The organism is Mycolicibacterium arabiense (assembly GCF_010731815.2).
Classification (GTDB): Bacteria; Actinomycetota; Actinomycetes; order Mycobacteriales; family Mycobacteriaceae; genus Mycobacterium; species Mycobacterium arabiense.
The window spans coordinates 4813418-4828961 of sequence record NZ_AP022593.1; the positions used below are offsets into that span (position 1 = coordinate 4813418).

A 15544-nucleotide genomic window follows, 5' to 3' on the forward strand; every position below is an offset into this window, starting at 1 on the left:
TGCGGCGCTTCACCCACCTATTGATGGCAAAGAACGACGCGACGACCGCTGCGATGGTCCCAATTCCGATGACCCACCCGAGAGTGGTTGCATCCATGAGCGGATGATACGACGCCTCGTGCGCGCCGCCTAGAGTAGGAACGTGCTCGGCCGCCGGAAGGGTCGTTGGGATCGCGCGAACGCCGCGGTTGCGTCGCTCGAACTCCCCCCTGCCGTGTTCAAGACGTGTCCGTGGCAACCTCGCGATCTCGTGGAGATGGGATTGCGGCAGTGGCTCAGGTGCTGCGCCCCGGCGCTTCACGACGGTCAAGTAATCGGGATGCCATCGCGCGCAATCGACGAGGCATGGCACGGCCTCATCCTCTGCACCGCGAGATACGCAGCGTTCTGCCGGACGGCGTACGGCCAGTTCCTCCACCACCACCCTGAAGGTGGTTCGCTACCCGGGGTCGACCCAGACCCGATGTCCGAGCAACTCCGCCGCACCGTGGTCGCGTGGTCCATGGTGTCCGCGCCGGGCGAGAGGTGCATCATGTGGGATCTCGACCGTCACGTCGGAGTCGATCACCCGTGGGGTATCGATCCTGAGAGGGTCGCAGCCATCCAACAAGATCGGCACCTTCGTCTGAACCGCACCGAACGCGGGTAAACCGTTCGTTGCTGTATGAGGTCAGGAAATGGTTTGACCTCATCAATTGTTGAGGTTTTACGGTGATTACATGAACTTGGAAACCGTCGCACGACAGACGCTGTACCGGCAGACCCGGGCACGCGGCGGCGAACTGCGCGAGTTGGCCAACCGCGGCCTGCTCGGACGCATCTGGCGGTTCTCCGCGCGCCATCACCGCAGGCTAGGCGGGTTCGTCGCAATCAGCGTCGTTGGCTCCCTGCTCGCCGTGGCGACCCCGCTGCTGGCCGGCAAGGTCGTCGACGCGATCGTCAGCGGTGGCGCCTCCGGCACGGTGGTTGTGCTGGCCTTGATCATCGCCGGCGTGGCGTTTGCCGAGACCGCGGTCACGATGCTGACCCGCTGGCTGTCGTCGACGATCGGCGAGGGCCTGATCCTCGACCTGCGCACTGCGGTGTTCGACCACGTGCAGCGCATGCCGGTCGCCTTCTTCACTAGGACCCGTACCGGCGCTCTGGTCAGCAGGCTCGGCAACGACGTCATCGGCGCACAGCGCGCCTTCTCCGACACGCTGTCCGGCGTGGTGTCCAACGTCGTCACCCTGACGCTGACGCTGGTCGTCATGCTCGGCATCTCCTGGCAGATCACGTTGCTCTCGCTGTTGTTGACGCCGCTGTTCCTGCTGCCCGCGCGCCGCATCGGCCGGTCCATGGCCGATCTGAGCCGCGAGAGCGCGATCAACAACGCCACGATGAATACCCAGATGACCGAACGCTTCTCAGCGCCCGGCGCGACGCTGGTCAAGCTGTTCGGCAGCCCGGCGCGCGAATCCCGCGAGTTCGCGGTGCGCGCGGGCCGGGTCCGTGACATCGGCGTCAAGACCTCGATGCTGCAGGCCACGTTCATGAGTTCGCTGACGCTGATGTCTGCGCTCGCGCTGGCACTGGTGTACGGCCTGGGCGGCGTGCTCGCGATCGGCGGCCGGCTCGAAGCCGGTGCGATCGTGTCGCTTGCCCTGCTGCTCACCCGCCTCTACGCGCCGCTGACCGCGCTGGCCAACGCCCGCGTCGAGATCGCAAGCGCGCTGGTGAGTTTCGAGCGGGTCTTCGAGGTCCTCGACCTGGAGCCGTTGATCCGCGAGCGGCCCGACGCCCGCGCGGTGCCCGACGGCCCGGTCGCCGTCGAGTTCGACGACGTCCGCTTCGCCTACCCGTCGGCCACCGAGGTGTCGCTGGCCTCGCTCGAGGAGGTCGCCGTGCTCGACGACCGCGGCGGAGACGAGGTGCTGCACGGCATCTCGTTCCGCGCGGAACCGGGCCAGATGGTGGCACTGGTCGGCTCGTCGGGTGCGGGCAAGTCGACGACCGCCTCACTGGTGGCCCGGCTGTACGACGTGTCGTCCGGCGCGGTGCGGCTGGCCGGCGTCGACGTCCGGGACCTGACGTTCGCCTCGCTGCAGGACACCGTGGGCGTCGTCACCCAGGACGGTCACCTGTTCCACGAGTCCATTCGCGCCAACCTGACCCTCGGGGAATCGGAGCGCACCGATGACGAGCTGTGGGACGCCCTGCGCCGCGCCCGGCTGGCCGACGTGGTCGCCGACATGCCCGATGGTCTGGACACCATTGTCGGTGAGCGCGGCTACCGTCTGTCCGGTGGGCAGCGGCAACGCCTGACCATCGCGCGGCTGCTGCTGGGCCGCTCGCGCGTCGTCGTCCTCGACGAGGCGACGGCATCGTTGGACTCGGAATCGGAGGCTGCCGTGCAGCAAGCGTTGGCCGAGGCGCTGAGCGGTAGGACGTCGATCGTGATCGCGCACCGGCTGTCCACCATCCGTGCTGCCGACGTCATCCTCGTCGTCGAGGATGGCCGCATCGTCGAACGTGGCACCCACACCCAGCTGCTCGCCCGCCGCGGCCGCTACACGCGCCTCTACGAGACGCAGTTCCGCGACGGGGCCGCTGCATGACGCGGATCTCACGCGAGCCTGCCATCTCGCCTCCGCCGTCGAAGCAGCGCGGCTCGTCGTCGCTCGTCCGCCTGCTGCCCTACCTGCTGCCGTACCGCTGGCGGTGGATCACGATGTCGGTCATCGCGCTAGCCAGCACCGGCGCGACGATCGTGATTCCGCTGATGACGCGGGCGGTGATCGACGGTCCGATCCGCAACCAGGATCAGCAGGGGCTGTGGGTGCTCGGCGCCGCGGCGATGGGCATCGGCATCACCGAGGCCGCGCTGTGGTTCATCCGCCGCTGGCTGGTCGCCCGCGCCACGCTCGGCGTCGAGGCCGACATCCGCAAGGACCTCTATGCCCGACTGCAGATCCTGCCCATGTCGTTCCACGGTCAGTGGCAGTCGGGGCAGCTGCTGTCCCGGGTCATGAACGATCTGAGCGCCATTCGGCAGTTCCTGTCGTTCGGCCTGCTGTTCCTCGTGCTCAACGGGATTCAGATCGTCGTCGTGACCGCGATCCTGCTGTCGATGTACTGGCCGCTCGGCGTGGTGGTCGTGGTGTCGGTCGTGCCGATCACGGTGACGGTGCTGCACTTCCAGCGCAAGTTCACCAAGCTCTCGCGGCTGTCACAGGACCAGGCCGGTCACGTGGCGACCGACGTCGAGGAGGCCGCGCTCGGCATGCGGGTGGTCAAGTCGTTCGGCCGCGAGGACTACTCGTACGAGCGCTTCGACGAGAAGGCGCGCGCGCTCTACGACACCGAGGTGGACAAGGTTGCGGTGTCGGCGAAGTTCTGGACGCTGCTCGAGGTGATCCCGAACCTCACGCTGATCGTGGTGCTCGGCTTCGGCGCCTACGCCGCGGGCATGGGGCAGGTCACGCTCGGCACCCTGGTCGCGTTCATCACGATGATGCTGTCGCTGGTCTGGCCGATCGCGTCGCTGGGTTTCCTGCTGTCGATGACGCAGGAATCGTTCACCGCCGCCGACCGCGTTGCCGACGTCTTCGACGCCACGCGCGACATCCACGACGGCCCGATCGACGAGGTGCCCCGCGGCGGCAAGCTGGAGCTGGTGGACGTGGGGTTCCGGTTCCCCGACTCTGCGCCCGATGTCGCCGCCGGAGCGGCTCCGGAGAAGTGGGCCCTGCGCCACGTCACCGTCACCGTAGAACCGGGCGAGACCCTCGCGCTGGTCGGCTCGACGGGTTCGGGCAAGTCGGTGCTGGCGTCGCTGCTGTCGCGCCTGCACGACGTCACCGAGGGTCGAATCATGCTCGACGGCATCGACGTTCGCGACCTGTCGCTGTCGACGCTGCGCCGGGCGGTGGCGACGGCATTCGAGGATCCCACGCTGTTCTCGATGTCCGTCGCGGAGAACCTACGGCTGGGCAACCCGACGGCGACCGAGGAGCAACTGGCCGAGGCGATCGACGTCGCCGCTGCCGACTTCGTCTACGACCTGCCGTTCGGTCTGGACACCCGCATCGGAGAGCAGGGCATGAGCCTGTCCGGCGGTCAGCGGCAACGGCTTTCGCTGGCCCGCGCGATCCTGGCGAAGCCGGCGATCCTGGTACTCGACGACACGCTGTCTGCGCTCGACGTGCACACCGAGGCGCAGGTGACCGAGGCGTTGGGCCGCGTGCTGGGTGACGTGACGGGCATCGTCGTGGCACATCGGGCGTCCACCGTGCTGCTCGCCGACCGCGTCGCACTGCTCGAGGGCGGCACCATCACCCACGTCGGCACTCACGCCGAACTGCTCGCCGACGTGCCGGAGTACCGCTACCTGCTGGCCGCCGACGACGACCTCGCCGAGGCCCTGCCATGAGCGTCATGGACTGGCGCGGGCGCACGGTCTCCGACGAGACCGGCGACCTGCCCATCGACGAGACGGTGTCGCGCCGTCGCGAGGCCCGCTCGCTGCTGGGCTCGCTGCTGCGGCCGTACAAGGTCACGGTGGCGCTGCTGGCGATCGTCGTCGTGGTGGAGAACGCCGCGCGGCTGTCGGTGCCGCTGCTGGTGCAGCGTGGAATCGACCATGGCATCCCACCGATCGTCGACGGCGGTGCCACCGGTGAGCTGCTGAAGATCGTCGCCGCGCTGTGCGGTGTGGTGGTGCTGCAGGCCACCAGCAGGTTGTACTTCCTGCGCCGATCGGGCCGCATCGGCCAACGGGTGCTGCTGTCCCTGCGGCAGCAGATCTACCGCCACTTCCAACGCCTCGACGTGGCGTTCCACGACCGCTACACCTCGGGACGGGTGGTCAGCCGTTCGACCAACGACGTCGACGCCATCCAGGACATGCTGCAGACCGGGTTCGACAGCCTGATCACCGCGGTGCTGACCCTCGGTGGCACGGCGGTGCTGCTGGTGGTGCTCGACGTGCACCTCGGGCTGGTCTGCCTGGGGGTGTTCCCGGTCCTGGTCGGGTTGATCTGGTGGTTCCGCACCCAGTCGTCGAAGGTGTACCTGAAGGTCCGCGAGAGCGCGGCGCTGGTGATCGTGCAGTTCGTCGAGACCATGACGGGCATCAAGGCCGTGCAGGCCTACCGCCGGGAGCCGCGCAACCAGGAGATCTTCGAAGAGGTCGCCGACCAGTACCGCGACGTCAACGAGCGGGCGTTCAAACTGCTCGCGATCTTCATGCCCGCGGTGAAGCTCGTCGGCAACGTGACCACCGGCACCGTGCTGCTCTACGGCGGTTACCGCGTGCTGCACGGCGAGATGACGATCGGCACGCTGGCGGCGTTCCTGCTGTATCTGCGGATGTTCTTCGAGCCGATGCAGGAACTCTCGCAGTTCTTCAACACCTTCCAGTCGGCCGCGGCCGCGCTGGAGAAGATCGCAGGCGTGTTGGCGCAGCGGCCGGCCATCGAGGACCCCGATCGCCCGGTGCAGTTGCCGGTCGTGAAGGGGGACGTCGCGTTCCATGACGTCGAGTTCTCCTACGTGCGGGACCGGCCGGTGCTGCCAGGGCTGAACCTCGAGGTTCCCGCTGGGCAGACGGTGGCGCTGGTCGGCACCACGGGTGCGGGCAAGACCACGATCGCCAAGCTGATCGCCCGGTTCTACGACCCGACGTCGGGTGCGGTGACGCTGGACGGTCACGACCTGCGCGATCTGCCTCAGGCCGAGCTACGTCGTCACGTGGTGATGGTGACGCAGGAGAACTTCATGTTCGAGGGGACGGTGGCCGACAACATCCGGTTCGGCCGTCCCGACGCCACCGATGCGCAGGTGCGCGAGGCCGCGGAAGCCGTTGGCGCTGACAAGTTCATCGCCGCGCTGCCCGAGGGGTACGCCACCGACGTGGCAAAGCGCGGCGGCCGGTTGTCGGCGGGGCAGCGGCAGTTGATCGCCTTCGCGCGGGCGTTCCTGGCCGACCCGGCGGTACTCATCCTCGACGAGGCGACGTCGTCGCTCGACATCCCGAGCGAGCGAATGGTGCAGCGCGCGTTGGCCACCGTGCTTGCCGAGCGCACTGCGCTGGTGATCGCGCACCGGTTGTCGACGGTGCAGATCGCCGACCGGGTGCTGGTGCTCGAGCACGGCCGGATCGTCGAGGACGGATCACCGGACGAACTGATCGCCGGCGACGGGCAGTACGCCGCCCTGCACCGCGCGTGGGTGGAGTCGCTGGTCTAACGCGGCCCACACCTGTTGCAGCAGGTACGTGATGCCGATCAGCGCACCGACGACGATGACGGCGACACCGCCCACTCGTCCTATCGCGATCCTGCCCACGGGGCTCGCCATCAGGAACCAGGACGAGGAACCGATGGCCACCGCAAGGAGTACCAGGAGAACCCGGGCCGGGACCCCGGTGAACAGCGGCCGGCCCGCGCGCAACACGCGTTCGGCGAACCCGACGAGCCTGGAATCACCCACCCGCCGCGCGATCGTTCCCCACGACACGAACGCGCCATAGGCGATCACGGCATGGCTGAAGTCGATGTTCATGACGAGCAGCACGCCCAGGTGGAACGTGGTCGCGACGGCCAGCGTGATGCGGAAGGCGCGCCACCAGGGCAACGCGAGAAGGATCGCGAACTCGAAGGCCACGGTGAGCCAATCTGCGAGTTCCCACGCGACGCGCCAGTCATGGGTGGCGACCCACTCGGCCAGCCAGTGCGTCCTGTCCTCGGTCACGAACGCGAGCACGTAATAGCCGCGGGCGGCCTGACTGTCGAACGACAGCCATCCCGTCCCGAGCTTCGTCAGCGCTGCAGTGAAGAACCCCCAGCCGACGAGGAGACCGAGCAGACGCAGCGGCCACTGTTCCTGTTCCGACGGCGCCGCCTTCCGGTGTCGCCACGCATCGATCGAGAAGCGATCCCCCCAGTTGGCGAAAGCCAGTACCAGAGGCGGCAATACGAGCAGGATGGTGTGGTCGATCTTGCCCAGGCAGTAGGTCAGGCCGTAGGTGCTCGTCAACATCACCGCGGACGCGATGGACGCGATTTTCGTCCACAGCCCGAAACCCACTGCGAGCAAACTCGCGGAGCGAAGCACCTCCAGCCCGATCAGGACCGCCAGCGGTGGGAAGCCCGAGAGTAGTTGAAGGGGCCCCGGTGGTGGATGGAACATGAAGTCGGGATACTCCGCGAGCCATGCGATGTTCGGCACGGTGAACAGCGCACCCACCGCGTAGACGATGCGGCTGATCCCCAAGTCGGCAGGCGTGAAGGGTCCGCTGCGGACCCATGCGTCGAATCGGTCGCCGAGTTTCACTGGGCGCCCCCGAGATCGACGTGAACCGTCTTCGGCGGTCCGTACTCGACCGATGACGCGTCGGCCGCCGGGTAGGTCGCCGTCCGCCAGACGATGTCCAGGCCCGACACGGGCTGACCGGGAAAGCGTTGATCGATCCTCGATCGCAGCCAGGCTCTCGCATCGGGATTGGACGCGAAACTGCCGTCGGTGAAGGCGGCCGAGAAGGCGATGAGGCGCACCGAAGGCCCAGGCGGCAGGACGGTGTCCATCGGTACCCGCTGTGTGCGGCCGTCGGCGAATCGGACGATGAGTTCGGGCTCCTTGGTCGACGGCTCACCCGTCTCGAGCAGGCAGCCGGGGCAGTGGGCCGGGAAGCCGGGCAGGATGAGTGCCGGGTAGGGCTCTGCGCGTTGGACTCCGAGCCAGACGTATTGCAATAGCGCGATCCACAGGAACGTCGCAGCGAACACCCATCGGACGCTGCGCCTCGTCATCGATGTCATCGGAGATCAAGACTCCCCCCGGGCCGAGCGCGGTCACCCCCCAGTGAAACCGGCCTTCGACGTCGACACGACCCGTGTCGACGGCGCCATACAAGCACACGGGTGCAGATCTAGCAAAGAGTTTTATGGCAAGAGTCCGCGGCTGCGCGCCCGCGATACGGCTTCGTGCCTGGTCCGAGTCCCGAGCTTGCCCGACGCGCTACGCAGGTAGCTCTTCACCGTCTCGGGTCGCAGCGAAAGACGCCTCGCCACTTCACCATTCGTACACCCGAGCGCAACGTGGGCGAGGACGTCGAGTTCACGCACGGTCAGCGGCGCGTCGTCGGCGGAATCGTCGATGCGGCCGGAGAGCCGCTCGGCGAGCTGTTGCAGCTCCCGCTTCGTCACGGGCTGGTCGGCAGCGGCGAGGCGGCGCAACTCGGCGTGCACCTCCCGCACCGTCTCGGACTGCGCGGCCGTCGCGATCTGAGCGTCGCGCTGCCGGATGCGGCGATCGACCTCGTCGCGGATCCGCATCTCCTCGGCCAGCCGTCGCCCCGCCGCCACCATCATTTCGGCGGCTCGGCCACCGATCGGCGCGCTGGCGCGGTAGGCCCCGTAGAGCATCGCCCGCGGCGTGCCGTCGACGACCACGGGCACCGCGAGCACGCTGCGGATGCCCTCGCTCAAGACGGGGGTGTCGTAGTCGTGGGTGATGGTCGCCGCACTGCGGTAGTCGGCGACCGCCAGCGGCCTGCCGGCCACCATGCTCGCCCCGCCGAGTCCGGAGTTCGAGCGCACGACGAGGCCGCGCAGCAGGCTCGTTCTGGTGCCGACGAACTCGCTGAGCAGCAGCGCGTTGCCGTGCACCTCCCCGCCGAACAGCACAGGAACGCCGCCGTCGACCGCCAGGTGCCGCAGTTCGGCACGCAGCGCGTCGGCGTCCCGCGGACGGAGCACGTGGCACCCTCTTTCGGGGGTAGCGGACGGGTGACTGTGACGTAGATCCTAGTCGGCATGACGACCAACACCGATCTGTATCGCAGCGCACGCGATCACCTGGTGGCCGTGATCGGCGATTACGCCAAGGCCGTCGAGACCTTCACCTGGCCGCGGCTGACCGGGCGGTTCAACTGGGCAACTGACTGGTTCGACGTCATCGCCAGCGACCCGGTGACCGCCGACCGCACCGCGCTCTGGATCGTCGAGCAGGACGGCGCCGAGCAGAAGGTCACGTTCGCGGACATGGCGCACCGGTCGGACCGGGTGGCGACCTGGCTCGAGCGCCTCGGCGTCGGCAAGGGCGACCGGGTGATCCTCATGCTCGGCAACCAGGTCGAACTGTGGGAGGCCATGCTCGCCGTGTCCAAGCTGGGCGCGGTGATCATGCCGACGACCGGCGCGCTGGGGCCGGCCGATCTGGCCGACCGGATCGGCCGCGGCGGTGCGGGCTACGTGATCGCCAACGCCGCGGACGCGCCCAAGTTCGTCGACGTACCGGGGGACTACCTCCGTATCGCGGTGGGTGATGCGCCGCAGGGATGGCACTCCTACTCGGACGCCCGCGACGTCGTCTCGGCGGGGCCGTTCACCGCGCGCACCGACGTGGACGACGCGATGCTCGTCTACTTCACCTCTGGCACCACCAGCAGGCCCAAGCTCGTCGAACACTCGCAGGTCTCGTATCCCGTCGGTCACCTGTCGACGATGGCGTGGATCGGCGCGCGGCCGGGCGACGTGCACCTGGCGATCAGCTCGCCGGGGTGGGCCAAGCACGCGTGGAGCTGCTTCTTCGCGCCGTGGATCGCCGAGGCCACGATCTTCGTCTACAACTACACCCGGTTCGACGCCGCCGCGCTGCTGGGGCAGTTGCGTCGGGCCGAGGTCAGTACGTTCTGTGCGCCACCGACGGTGTGGCGCATGTTGATTCAGGCCCACCTCGGCGACCGGCCGGCCGCGCTGCGCGAGGTGCTCGGCGCTGGTGAACCACTCAACCCCGACGTCATCGCTCGAATCGAGAAGGCGTGGGGGCTGACGATCCGCGACGGGTTCGGTCAGACCGAGACGACGCTGCAGGTGGGCAACACCCCGGGCCAGCCGGTCAAGGCGGGGTCGATGGGCAGGCCGATGCCGGGTGTGCCCGTCGTGCTGGTCGATCCGGTGACGGCGAACTCGCCGACGAAGGCGAGATCTGTCTCGATCTGGCTCGGCAACCGCTGAACTTGATGACCGGCTACCTGGGCGACCCCCAGCGCAACGCCCAGGTGATGGCGGGTGGGTACTACCACACCGGTGACGTCGCCAGCCGCGACGAGGACGGCTACATCACCTACATCGGGCGCACCGACGACGTGTTCAAGTCCTCGGACTACAAGGTGTCGCCGTTCGAGCTGGAGAGCGTGCTGATCGAGCATCCGGCCGTCGTCGAGGCCGCAGTGGTGCCGCAACCCGACGAGACCAGGCTGTCGGTGCCCAAGGCCTACGTGTCGTTGGCGCAGGGATGGCCCGCCGATGCCGACACCGCCAAGGCGATCATGGAGTACGCGCGCGACCACCTGGCCCCCTACCTCAAGGTGCGCCGAGTCGAGTTCTTCGAGCTGCCCAAGACGATTTCGGGCAAGATCCGTCGCGTCGAACTGCGTACGCGGGAGGATGAGGCGCACCGGTCGGGCACGCCGATCGGCACCGAGCACCGCTACGAGGATCTGATCCGATGAAGGCGATCGACGCAGGACCGACCGACGTCCCGATTCTCGAGGAGACGATCGGGGCCAACTTCGAACGCACCGTTGCCCAGCACCCGGACGTCGACGCACTCGTCGACGTGGCGCAGGGGCTGCGCTACACCTACGCCCAGCTGAACGCCGAGATCGACGTCGTCGCACGGGGTTTGATGGCGGTCGGTATCGCCAAGGGTGACCGGGTTGGCATCTGGGCGCCCAACCGGGCCGAGTGGACCATCGTCCAGTACGCGACGGCCAAGATCGGCGCGATCCTGGTCAACGTCAACCCCGCCTACCGCACGCACGAGTTGGCCTACGTGCTCAATCAGTCCGGCGTGCGGATGCTGGTCGCGGCAAGGGAGTTCAAGACGTCGAACTACATGGCGATGGTCGAAGAGGTCCGCGGCGACGTGCCGTCGCTGACGGAGGTGGTCTTCTTCGACACCGCTGACTGGTCTGGGTTGCGGGAGCGCGCCGCGGAGGTCTCCGCGGACGAATTGGCCTCGCGGTCGGCGGGATTGGTCAACACCGAGGCCATCAACATCCAGTACACGTCGGGCACGACGGGCTTCCCGAAGGGTGCGACGCTGTCGCATCGCAACATCCTGAACAATGGCTACTTCACGACGGAGCTGATCAAGCTCGGTCCGGCGGACCGGCTGTGCATCCCGGTGCCGTTCTACCACTGCTTCGGCATGGTGATGGGCAACCTGGGTTGCACGTCGCACGGGGCGACGATGGTGATCCCCGCACCGGGTTTCGATCCGGGGGTGACGCTCGAGGTGGTCGAGTCGGAGCGGTGCACGGGCGTCTACGGCGTGCCGACGATGTTCATCGCGATGCAGAACCATCCCGACTTCCCGCGCCGCGACCTGTCGACGCTGCGCACCGGCATCATGGCCGGGGCGGTGTGTCCCGTCGAGGTGATGAAGCACTGCGTCAACGACATGAACATGTCCGAGGTGGCCATCGCCTATGGGATGACCGAGACCTCGCCGGTGTCGTGTCAGACGCTGATCGACGACGACCTGGAGCGCCGCACGTCGTCGATCGGACGGGCACATCCACACGTGGAGATCAAGGTCGTCGACCCCGAGACCGGCGCCACAGTGGAGCGGGGTGAGCCCGGGGAATTCTGCACGCGCGGGTACTCGGTCATGCTCGGCTACTGGGACGAGCCCGAGAAGACCGCCGAGGCAATCGATTCCGATGGCTGGATGCACACCGGCGATCTCGCGGTGATGCGCGAGGACGGGTACTGCAACGTCGTCGGCCGCATCAAGGACATGGTGATCCGGGGCGGGGAGAACGTGTACCCGCGGGAGATCGAGGAGTTCCTCTACACCCATCCCGACGTCGAGGACGCTCAGGTGATCGGCGTGCCCGACGCGAAGTACGGCGAGGAGATCTGCGCGTGGATCCGCATGAAGCCGGGCGCGCCGCCGCTGGACGCCGAAGGCGTGCGCGCATTCGCCGAGGGCCGGTTGGCGCACTACAAGATTCCGCGCTACGTGCAGCTGGTCGACGAGTTCCCGATGACGGTCACCGGCAAGATCCGCAAGGTCGAGATGCGTGAGCGCAGCGTCGAGATGCTCGGTCTCTCAGACGGGTAGCTCGACCTCGGCGAGCAATTCGGCCAGTTTCTCGTTGGCGGCCTTCAGTCGCGGCCCGATCATCTCTGCGCCCTTGCGGGCGTCGTCGTCGTCGGTCTGCATGTGGCTGACGGCATTGAGGCGGGCGCGGTTGAGCCAGTGCATCAGATCGGGGTCGGTGAACCAGCGCAGTTGGTTGTGGTTGAAGGCGACCGTCATGGTGACCCAGTCGAGCGGTTTCGTGGGATGCGGTACGGGCCTGCAGTATTCGTTCTTGACGTCGTCGTCGGCGTCCATCGACTCGACGCGAGCGATGACGGCCGCGCTGAACGCGGGCTGGCACGTACGCACCGACTGCAGCGTGATGGCACCGGGGGAGAAGACGGCAGTCGGCTCGCGCTGCCCGATGCCGTCGCCGGTGCAGTCGAGGTACAGGGTGTCGGGCGCGGTGTCGATGGTGCCCTGCTGCAACGTGATTCGGCCGGGCTCGATCGACTCGACGTAGCCCATCCGGACGACGTTGGTGATCCTGCGCAGGTTCTCGAGCTCGCCCTGGGAGACGATCGCGCAGCGGTACATCGTGGGCTCGACGGTCTGGTCGATGCGCAGCAGACAGCCGAACGCCTCGAGTTGGAGGTAGAGGTCGTCGATCGAGGTGGCCTTCTTGATGGCACGGGACTGCGCGGAGAAGTCGGCCAGCACGCGTCGCGCGAACTGCGGGCCGGGTTGCACGGCGGCGCGGTCGAGGAGCCAGGAGTCACGGGGCTTGATCCAGGTGATGCGGTCGGGCGTGATGCCGTGGCGCAGCAGCCACAGGCCGGTGTCCATCGAGGTCTTGCCCGCCCCGACGATGACGTACCGGTCGTGGACCGGCCGCCGGGGGAGGCCGTTGGGTGGGATGCAGGTGACGTCGGGGGACACGTCGTAGAGAGGTGGGCGCATCGACGGCACGACGACGCTGAGGTAGGTGGCGTCGACGATCCTCCGCCGTGCGACCACGCGGTGCTCCTCGCCGCCGAGGGTGCGGATGAGGCCTGCGCCGTCGTCGTCGGTGCCGAGGAACTCGCTCATCGGGAAGTACGACACCCGGCCGCTGGGCAGCAGGTGCTGGCGCATGACGGTGTCGTAGTAAGCGACGACTTCGCTGCCGCCGGCCAGTTCGTAGAAGCCCTGGTTCCAGCCGCTGGCGTCGATGGAGTCGGTGCCGAGCGTGCGGGAGTTCACGCCGTAATAGGCCGACGGCTGGTGTAGGCGTACGTAGGGGTAGGCGCTGAGCCAGTGGCCGCCGGGCTGGTCGTTGCGGTCGACGATGACGACGGTGGCGTCGGTCTCGGCGATCAACGTGTCGGCGAACGCCATGCCCATCGCGCCGGCGCCCACGACGAGGTAGTCGGCCTCGATCGTTTGCATCGTGTCAGTTTGCCAGCCCGATTCTCAGCGGTAGACGAGACCCGACAGCCGGGACGCCAGCGCCCGCTGGGCGGCCGGTATGCGGCCGACGATGCCCAGCACGACGTTGCGCAACGGACGCAATGGGCGGGGGAGGGTGGCGAGCCGGGTGAGGCGGTCGGTCAGCTCGACGACCTCGTGGGCGATGGGGCGCCTCGTGGTGTCGTAGCGATCGAGCAGTTCGAGGTCGCCATTGACGGCCGTGGTCAGGGCGTCGGCGAGGACGATGGCGTCCTGGATGCCGAGGTTCATGCCCTGGCCGCCTGCGGGGCTGTGCACGTGGGCGGCGTCGCCGGCGAGCAGGATGCGGCCTGCGCGGTAGGCGTCGGCGACGCGGTGGTGGATGCGGAATCGCGAGCCCCACGTGACGTCGGTGACGGTCAGTCCGCCGGGGCCGCGAGCGTCGAGGAGGGCCTGGATGACGTCGCGCGACGGCCGTTCGGGGGCGTCGTCCACGGGCGCGACGATCCGGAACGATCCGTCGGGCAGGGGCGCGACGACGGTGAGGCCCTCGGCGGCCCAGAACAGCCGGACCTCGTCGGTCGGGGCGTCGCCGGTGAGGCGGACGTCGGCGAGGACGAAGGAGTGTTCGTAGGAGCCGCCGCGGAAGCCGATGCCTGCCTGCTCGCGGACGGTGCTGTGCATGCCGTCGGCGCCGACCACGTAGCGCGCTCGGACGGTCTCGCCCTCGGCGAAGGTCGCCGTGACGCCGGCGGCGTCCTGGGTGAGGGAGGCGAGGGTCTCCGCGCGCAGGACGTCGCCGCCGAGTTCGCAGACGCGGTCGAGCAGTAGGCGTTCGGTGGTGGATTGCGGGGCGAGGAGGGTGAAGGGGTAGTCGGTGGCGAGGCCGCTGAAGTCGACCGTGAGCAGGGTCTTGGCGCCGTCGCGGATGGTGAAGCGTGGGGCTTCGATGCCCTCCTTGAGCAGGCGGCGCGTGACGTCGATGCCCTCGAGGGCCTCGAGGGTGCGGGCGTTGATGCCTGCGGCGCGGGAGGTGTTGGCACCTTCGGCCTGCTTGTCGACGAGGACGACGCGAACGCCGTGGCTCAGTAGTGCGGCCGTCAGCGTCAGCCCGGTGGGGCCGGCGCCGACGACGAGCACGTCGGTGGTGTGGGCGTTTCGGGCTGTCGTGTCGGTCATGGTCGCTCCTCTGCTGGCCGCTATGCCAACGCGTGTTGACTTTTTCAGCATGCGCCGTGGTGCGGAGAAAGTCAACGGTTGTTGGCATACAGTTGTTGGCATGGGAGCGAAGGCGGATCAGACGAAGGCCGTGATCCTCGCGGCGGCTAGGGAGCGCTTCGCCGAGTCCGGGTACGAGGCGGCGACGATCCGGGCGATCGCGGCCGACGCCAACATCGACCCCTCGATGGTGATGCGCTACTTCGGCAACAAGGAGCAGCTGTTCGCCGCGGCGGCGGAGTTCGACCTGCGCTTCCCCGACCTGTCCGACCTGCCACCGTCGGAGCTGGGCGCCGCGATGGTGTCGCACTTCCTGGCGCGCTGGGAGGACGACGACGCGCTGGTGGTGCTGCTGCGGTCGGCGACCACGAATGCCGATGCGGCACAGCGGATGGCGGACATCTTCGCCGGCCAACTGTTGCCTGCGATCTCGAAGCTGGTGCCCGACGATGCACCCCGGCGCGCCGGCCTCATCGCTACCCAGGTCTTGGGAATGGCGCTGTGCCGCTTCGTCTTGCGCATTCCCCCGGTCGCCGCGATGAGCCGGGCGGAACTCGCTGCGTGGCTGGGGCCGACGCTTCAGCGTTATGCCACGGAGGACGTGACCTAGCGGCCTCTTGCTCTGCTTCGGCCTGGTTGAGCCGGCGGTCGTCGGCGATGCGTTGCGCGCGGGCTTGGGCGCGGGTGCGTTGGCGGCGGGGCATGGTGAGGCCCTTGTTCGTCTGTGGCCGTGCTCGTTCCGCTTGTTCGGTGGTGATCGTGACTGGTGCGGTGGGCGTGCACAGGCTGGGGAAGAGCATCTTGCTGCCCGGCTCGGTGGCGT

The 15544-nt window shown here is 68.1% G+C and carries 11 protein-coding genes and 1 pseudogene; 7 read left to right on the plus strand and 5 right to left on the minus strand.

What is annotated here, in order from left to right:
- Positions 1-142: 142 nt before the first annotated feature.
- From G6N61_RS30990 to G6N61_RS24855, 4 genes are all read left to right on the plus strand, one after another.
- A complete protein-coding gene (locus G6N61_RS30990) occupies positions 143-649 on the plus strand; it encodes a UCP032817 domain-containing protein (protein ID WP_235887293.1) in 507 nt (168 codons plus the stop codon).
- Positions 650-719: 70 nt separating this feature from the next.
- On the plus strand, positions 720-2597 hold the full coding sequence (locus G6N61_RS24845; protein ID WP_163922516.1) for an ABC transporter ATP-binding protein: 1878 nt from the start codon (positions 720-722) through the stop codon (positions 2595-2597).
- Positions 2594-4411 carry an ABC transporter ATP-binding protein gene (locus tag G6N61_RS24850; protein ID WP_163922519.1) on the plus strand — a complete coding sequence of 606 codons (1818 nt, stop codon included), beginning with the start codon at positions 2594-2596 and terminating at the stop codon, positions 4409-4411. The genes G6N61_RS24845 and G6N61_RS24850 overlap by 4 nt, the downstream gene beginning before the upstream one ends.
- A complete protein-coding gene (locus G6N61_RS24855; RefSeq protein WP_163922522.1) occupies positions 4408-6228 on the plus strand; it encodes an ABC transporter ATP-binding protein in 1821 nt (606 codons plus the stop codon). The genes G6N61_RS24850 and G6N61_RS24855 overlap by 4 nt, the downstream gene beginning before the upstream one ends.
- On the opposite strand, the gene G6N61_RS24860 is transcribed toward G6N61_RS24855, so the two are convergent.
- The 3 genes from G6N61_RS24860 to G6N61_RS24870 all read right to left on the minus strand — a co-directional run bounded on the left by G6N61_RS24860 (position 6154) and on the right by G6N61_RS24870 (position 8738).
- Positions 6154-7314 carry an HTTM domain-containing protein gene (locus G6N61_RS24860; protein WP_163922525.1) on the minus strand — a complete coding sequence of 387 codons (1161 nt, stop codon included), beginning with the start codon at positions 7312-7314 and terminating at the stop codon, positions 6154-6156. The genes G6N61_RS24855 and G6N61_RS24860 overlap by 75 nt on opposite strands.
- Entirely contained in the window at positions 7311-7790 is a 480-nt protein-coding gene (locus G6N61_RS24865; protein ID WP_235887294.1) for a hypothetical protein, read from the minus strand. Before G6N61_RS24865 ends, G6N61_RS24860 begins: the two co-directional genes overlap by 4 nt.
- A 132-nt stretch (positions 7791-7922) precedes the next feature.
- A complete protein-coding gene (locus G6N61_RS24870; RefSeq protein WP_163922532.1) occupies positions 7923-8738 on the minus strand; it encodes a helix-turn-helix transcriptional regulator in 816 nt (271 codons plus the stop codon).
- A 57-nt stretch (positions 8739-8795) separates the two neighbouring features.
- Between G6N61_RS24870 and G6N61_RS24875 the strand changes: the two are divergent.
- Both G6N61_RS24875 and G6N61_RS24880 read left to right on the plus strand, forming a co-directional pair.
- A pseudogene (locus tag G6N61_RS24875) lies at positions 8796-10495 on the plus strand (AMP-binding protein).
- Positions 10492-12114, plus strand: coding sequence for an AMP-binding protein (locus G6N61_RS24880; protein ID WP_163922536.1), 1623 nt, complete (start codon positions 10492-10494; stop codon positions 12112-12114). Before G6N61_RS24875 ends, G6N61_RS24880 begins: the two are co-directional and overlap by 4 nt.
- On the opposite strand, the gene G6N61_RS24885 is transcribed toward G6N61_RS24880, so the two are convergent.
- Complete coding sequence (locus G6N61_RS24885) at positions 12103-13503, minus strand: NAD(P)-binding protein (RefSeq protein WP_163922540.1); 1401 nt, start codon at positions 13501-13503, stop codon at positions 12103-12105. The two genes, G6N61_RS24880 and G6N61_RS24885, sit on opposite strands and share 12 nt — an antisense overlap.
- Before the next feature lie 24 nt (positions 13504-13527).
- Positions 13528-14682, minus strand: a complete 1155-nt coding sequence (locus G6N61_RS24890; protein ID WP_163922543.1) for an FAD-dependent oxidoreductase — start codon at positions 14680-14682, stop codon at positions 13528-13530.
- Positions 14683-14782: 100 nt separating this feature from the next.
- Between G6N61_RS24890 and G6N61_RS24895 the strand changes: the two genes are divergently transcribed.
- Positions 14783-15331, plus strand: a complete 549-nt coding sequence (locus G6N61_RS24895) for a TetR/AcrR family transcriptional regulator (RefSeq protein WP_163922547.1) — start codon at positions 14783-14785, stop codon at positions 15329-15331.
- The last annotated feature ends 213 nt before the right edge of the window (positions 15332-15544 follow it).

Bases quoted from the DNA above. Each gene is read 5' to 3' on its own strand.
- G6N61_RS24845 (WP_163922516.1), top strand. From the start codon at position 720: ATGAACTTGGAAACCGTCGCACGACAGACGCTGTACCGGCAGACCCGG.
- G6N61_RS24850 (WP_163922519.1), top strand. From the start codon at position 2,594: ATGACGCGGATCTCACGCGAGCCTGCCATCTCGCCTCCGCCGTCGAAG.
- G6N61_RS24855 (WP_163922522.1), top strand. From the start codon at position 4,408: ATGAGCGTCATGGACTGGCGCGGGCGCACGGTCTCCGACGAGACCGGC.
- G6N61_RS24865 (WP_235887294.1), bottom strand. From the start codon at position 7,790: ATGACGAGGCGCAGCGTCCGATGGGTGTTCGCTGCGACGTTCCTGTGG.
- G6N61_RS24880 (WP_163922536.1), top strand. From the start codon at position 10,492: ATGAAGGCGATCGACGCAGGACCGACCGACGTCCCGATTCTCGAGGAG.
- G6N61_RS24885 (WP_163922540.1), bottom strand. From the start codon at position 13,503: ATGCAAACGATCGAGGCCGACTACCTCGTCGTGGGCGCCGGCGCGATG.
- G6N61_RS24890 (WP_163922543.1), bottom strand. From the start codon at position 14,682: ATGACCGACACGACAGCCCGAAACGCCCACACCACCGACGTGCTCGTC.
- G6N61_RS24895 (WP_163922547.1), top strand. From the start codon at position 14,783: ATGGGAGCGAAGGCGGATCAGACGAAGGCCGTGATCCTCGCGGCGGCT.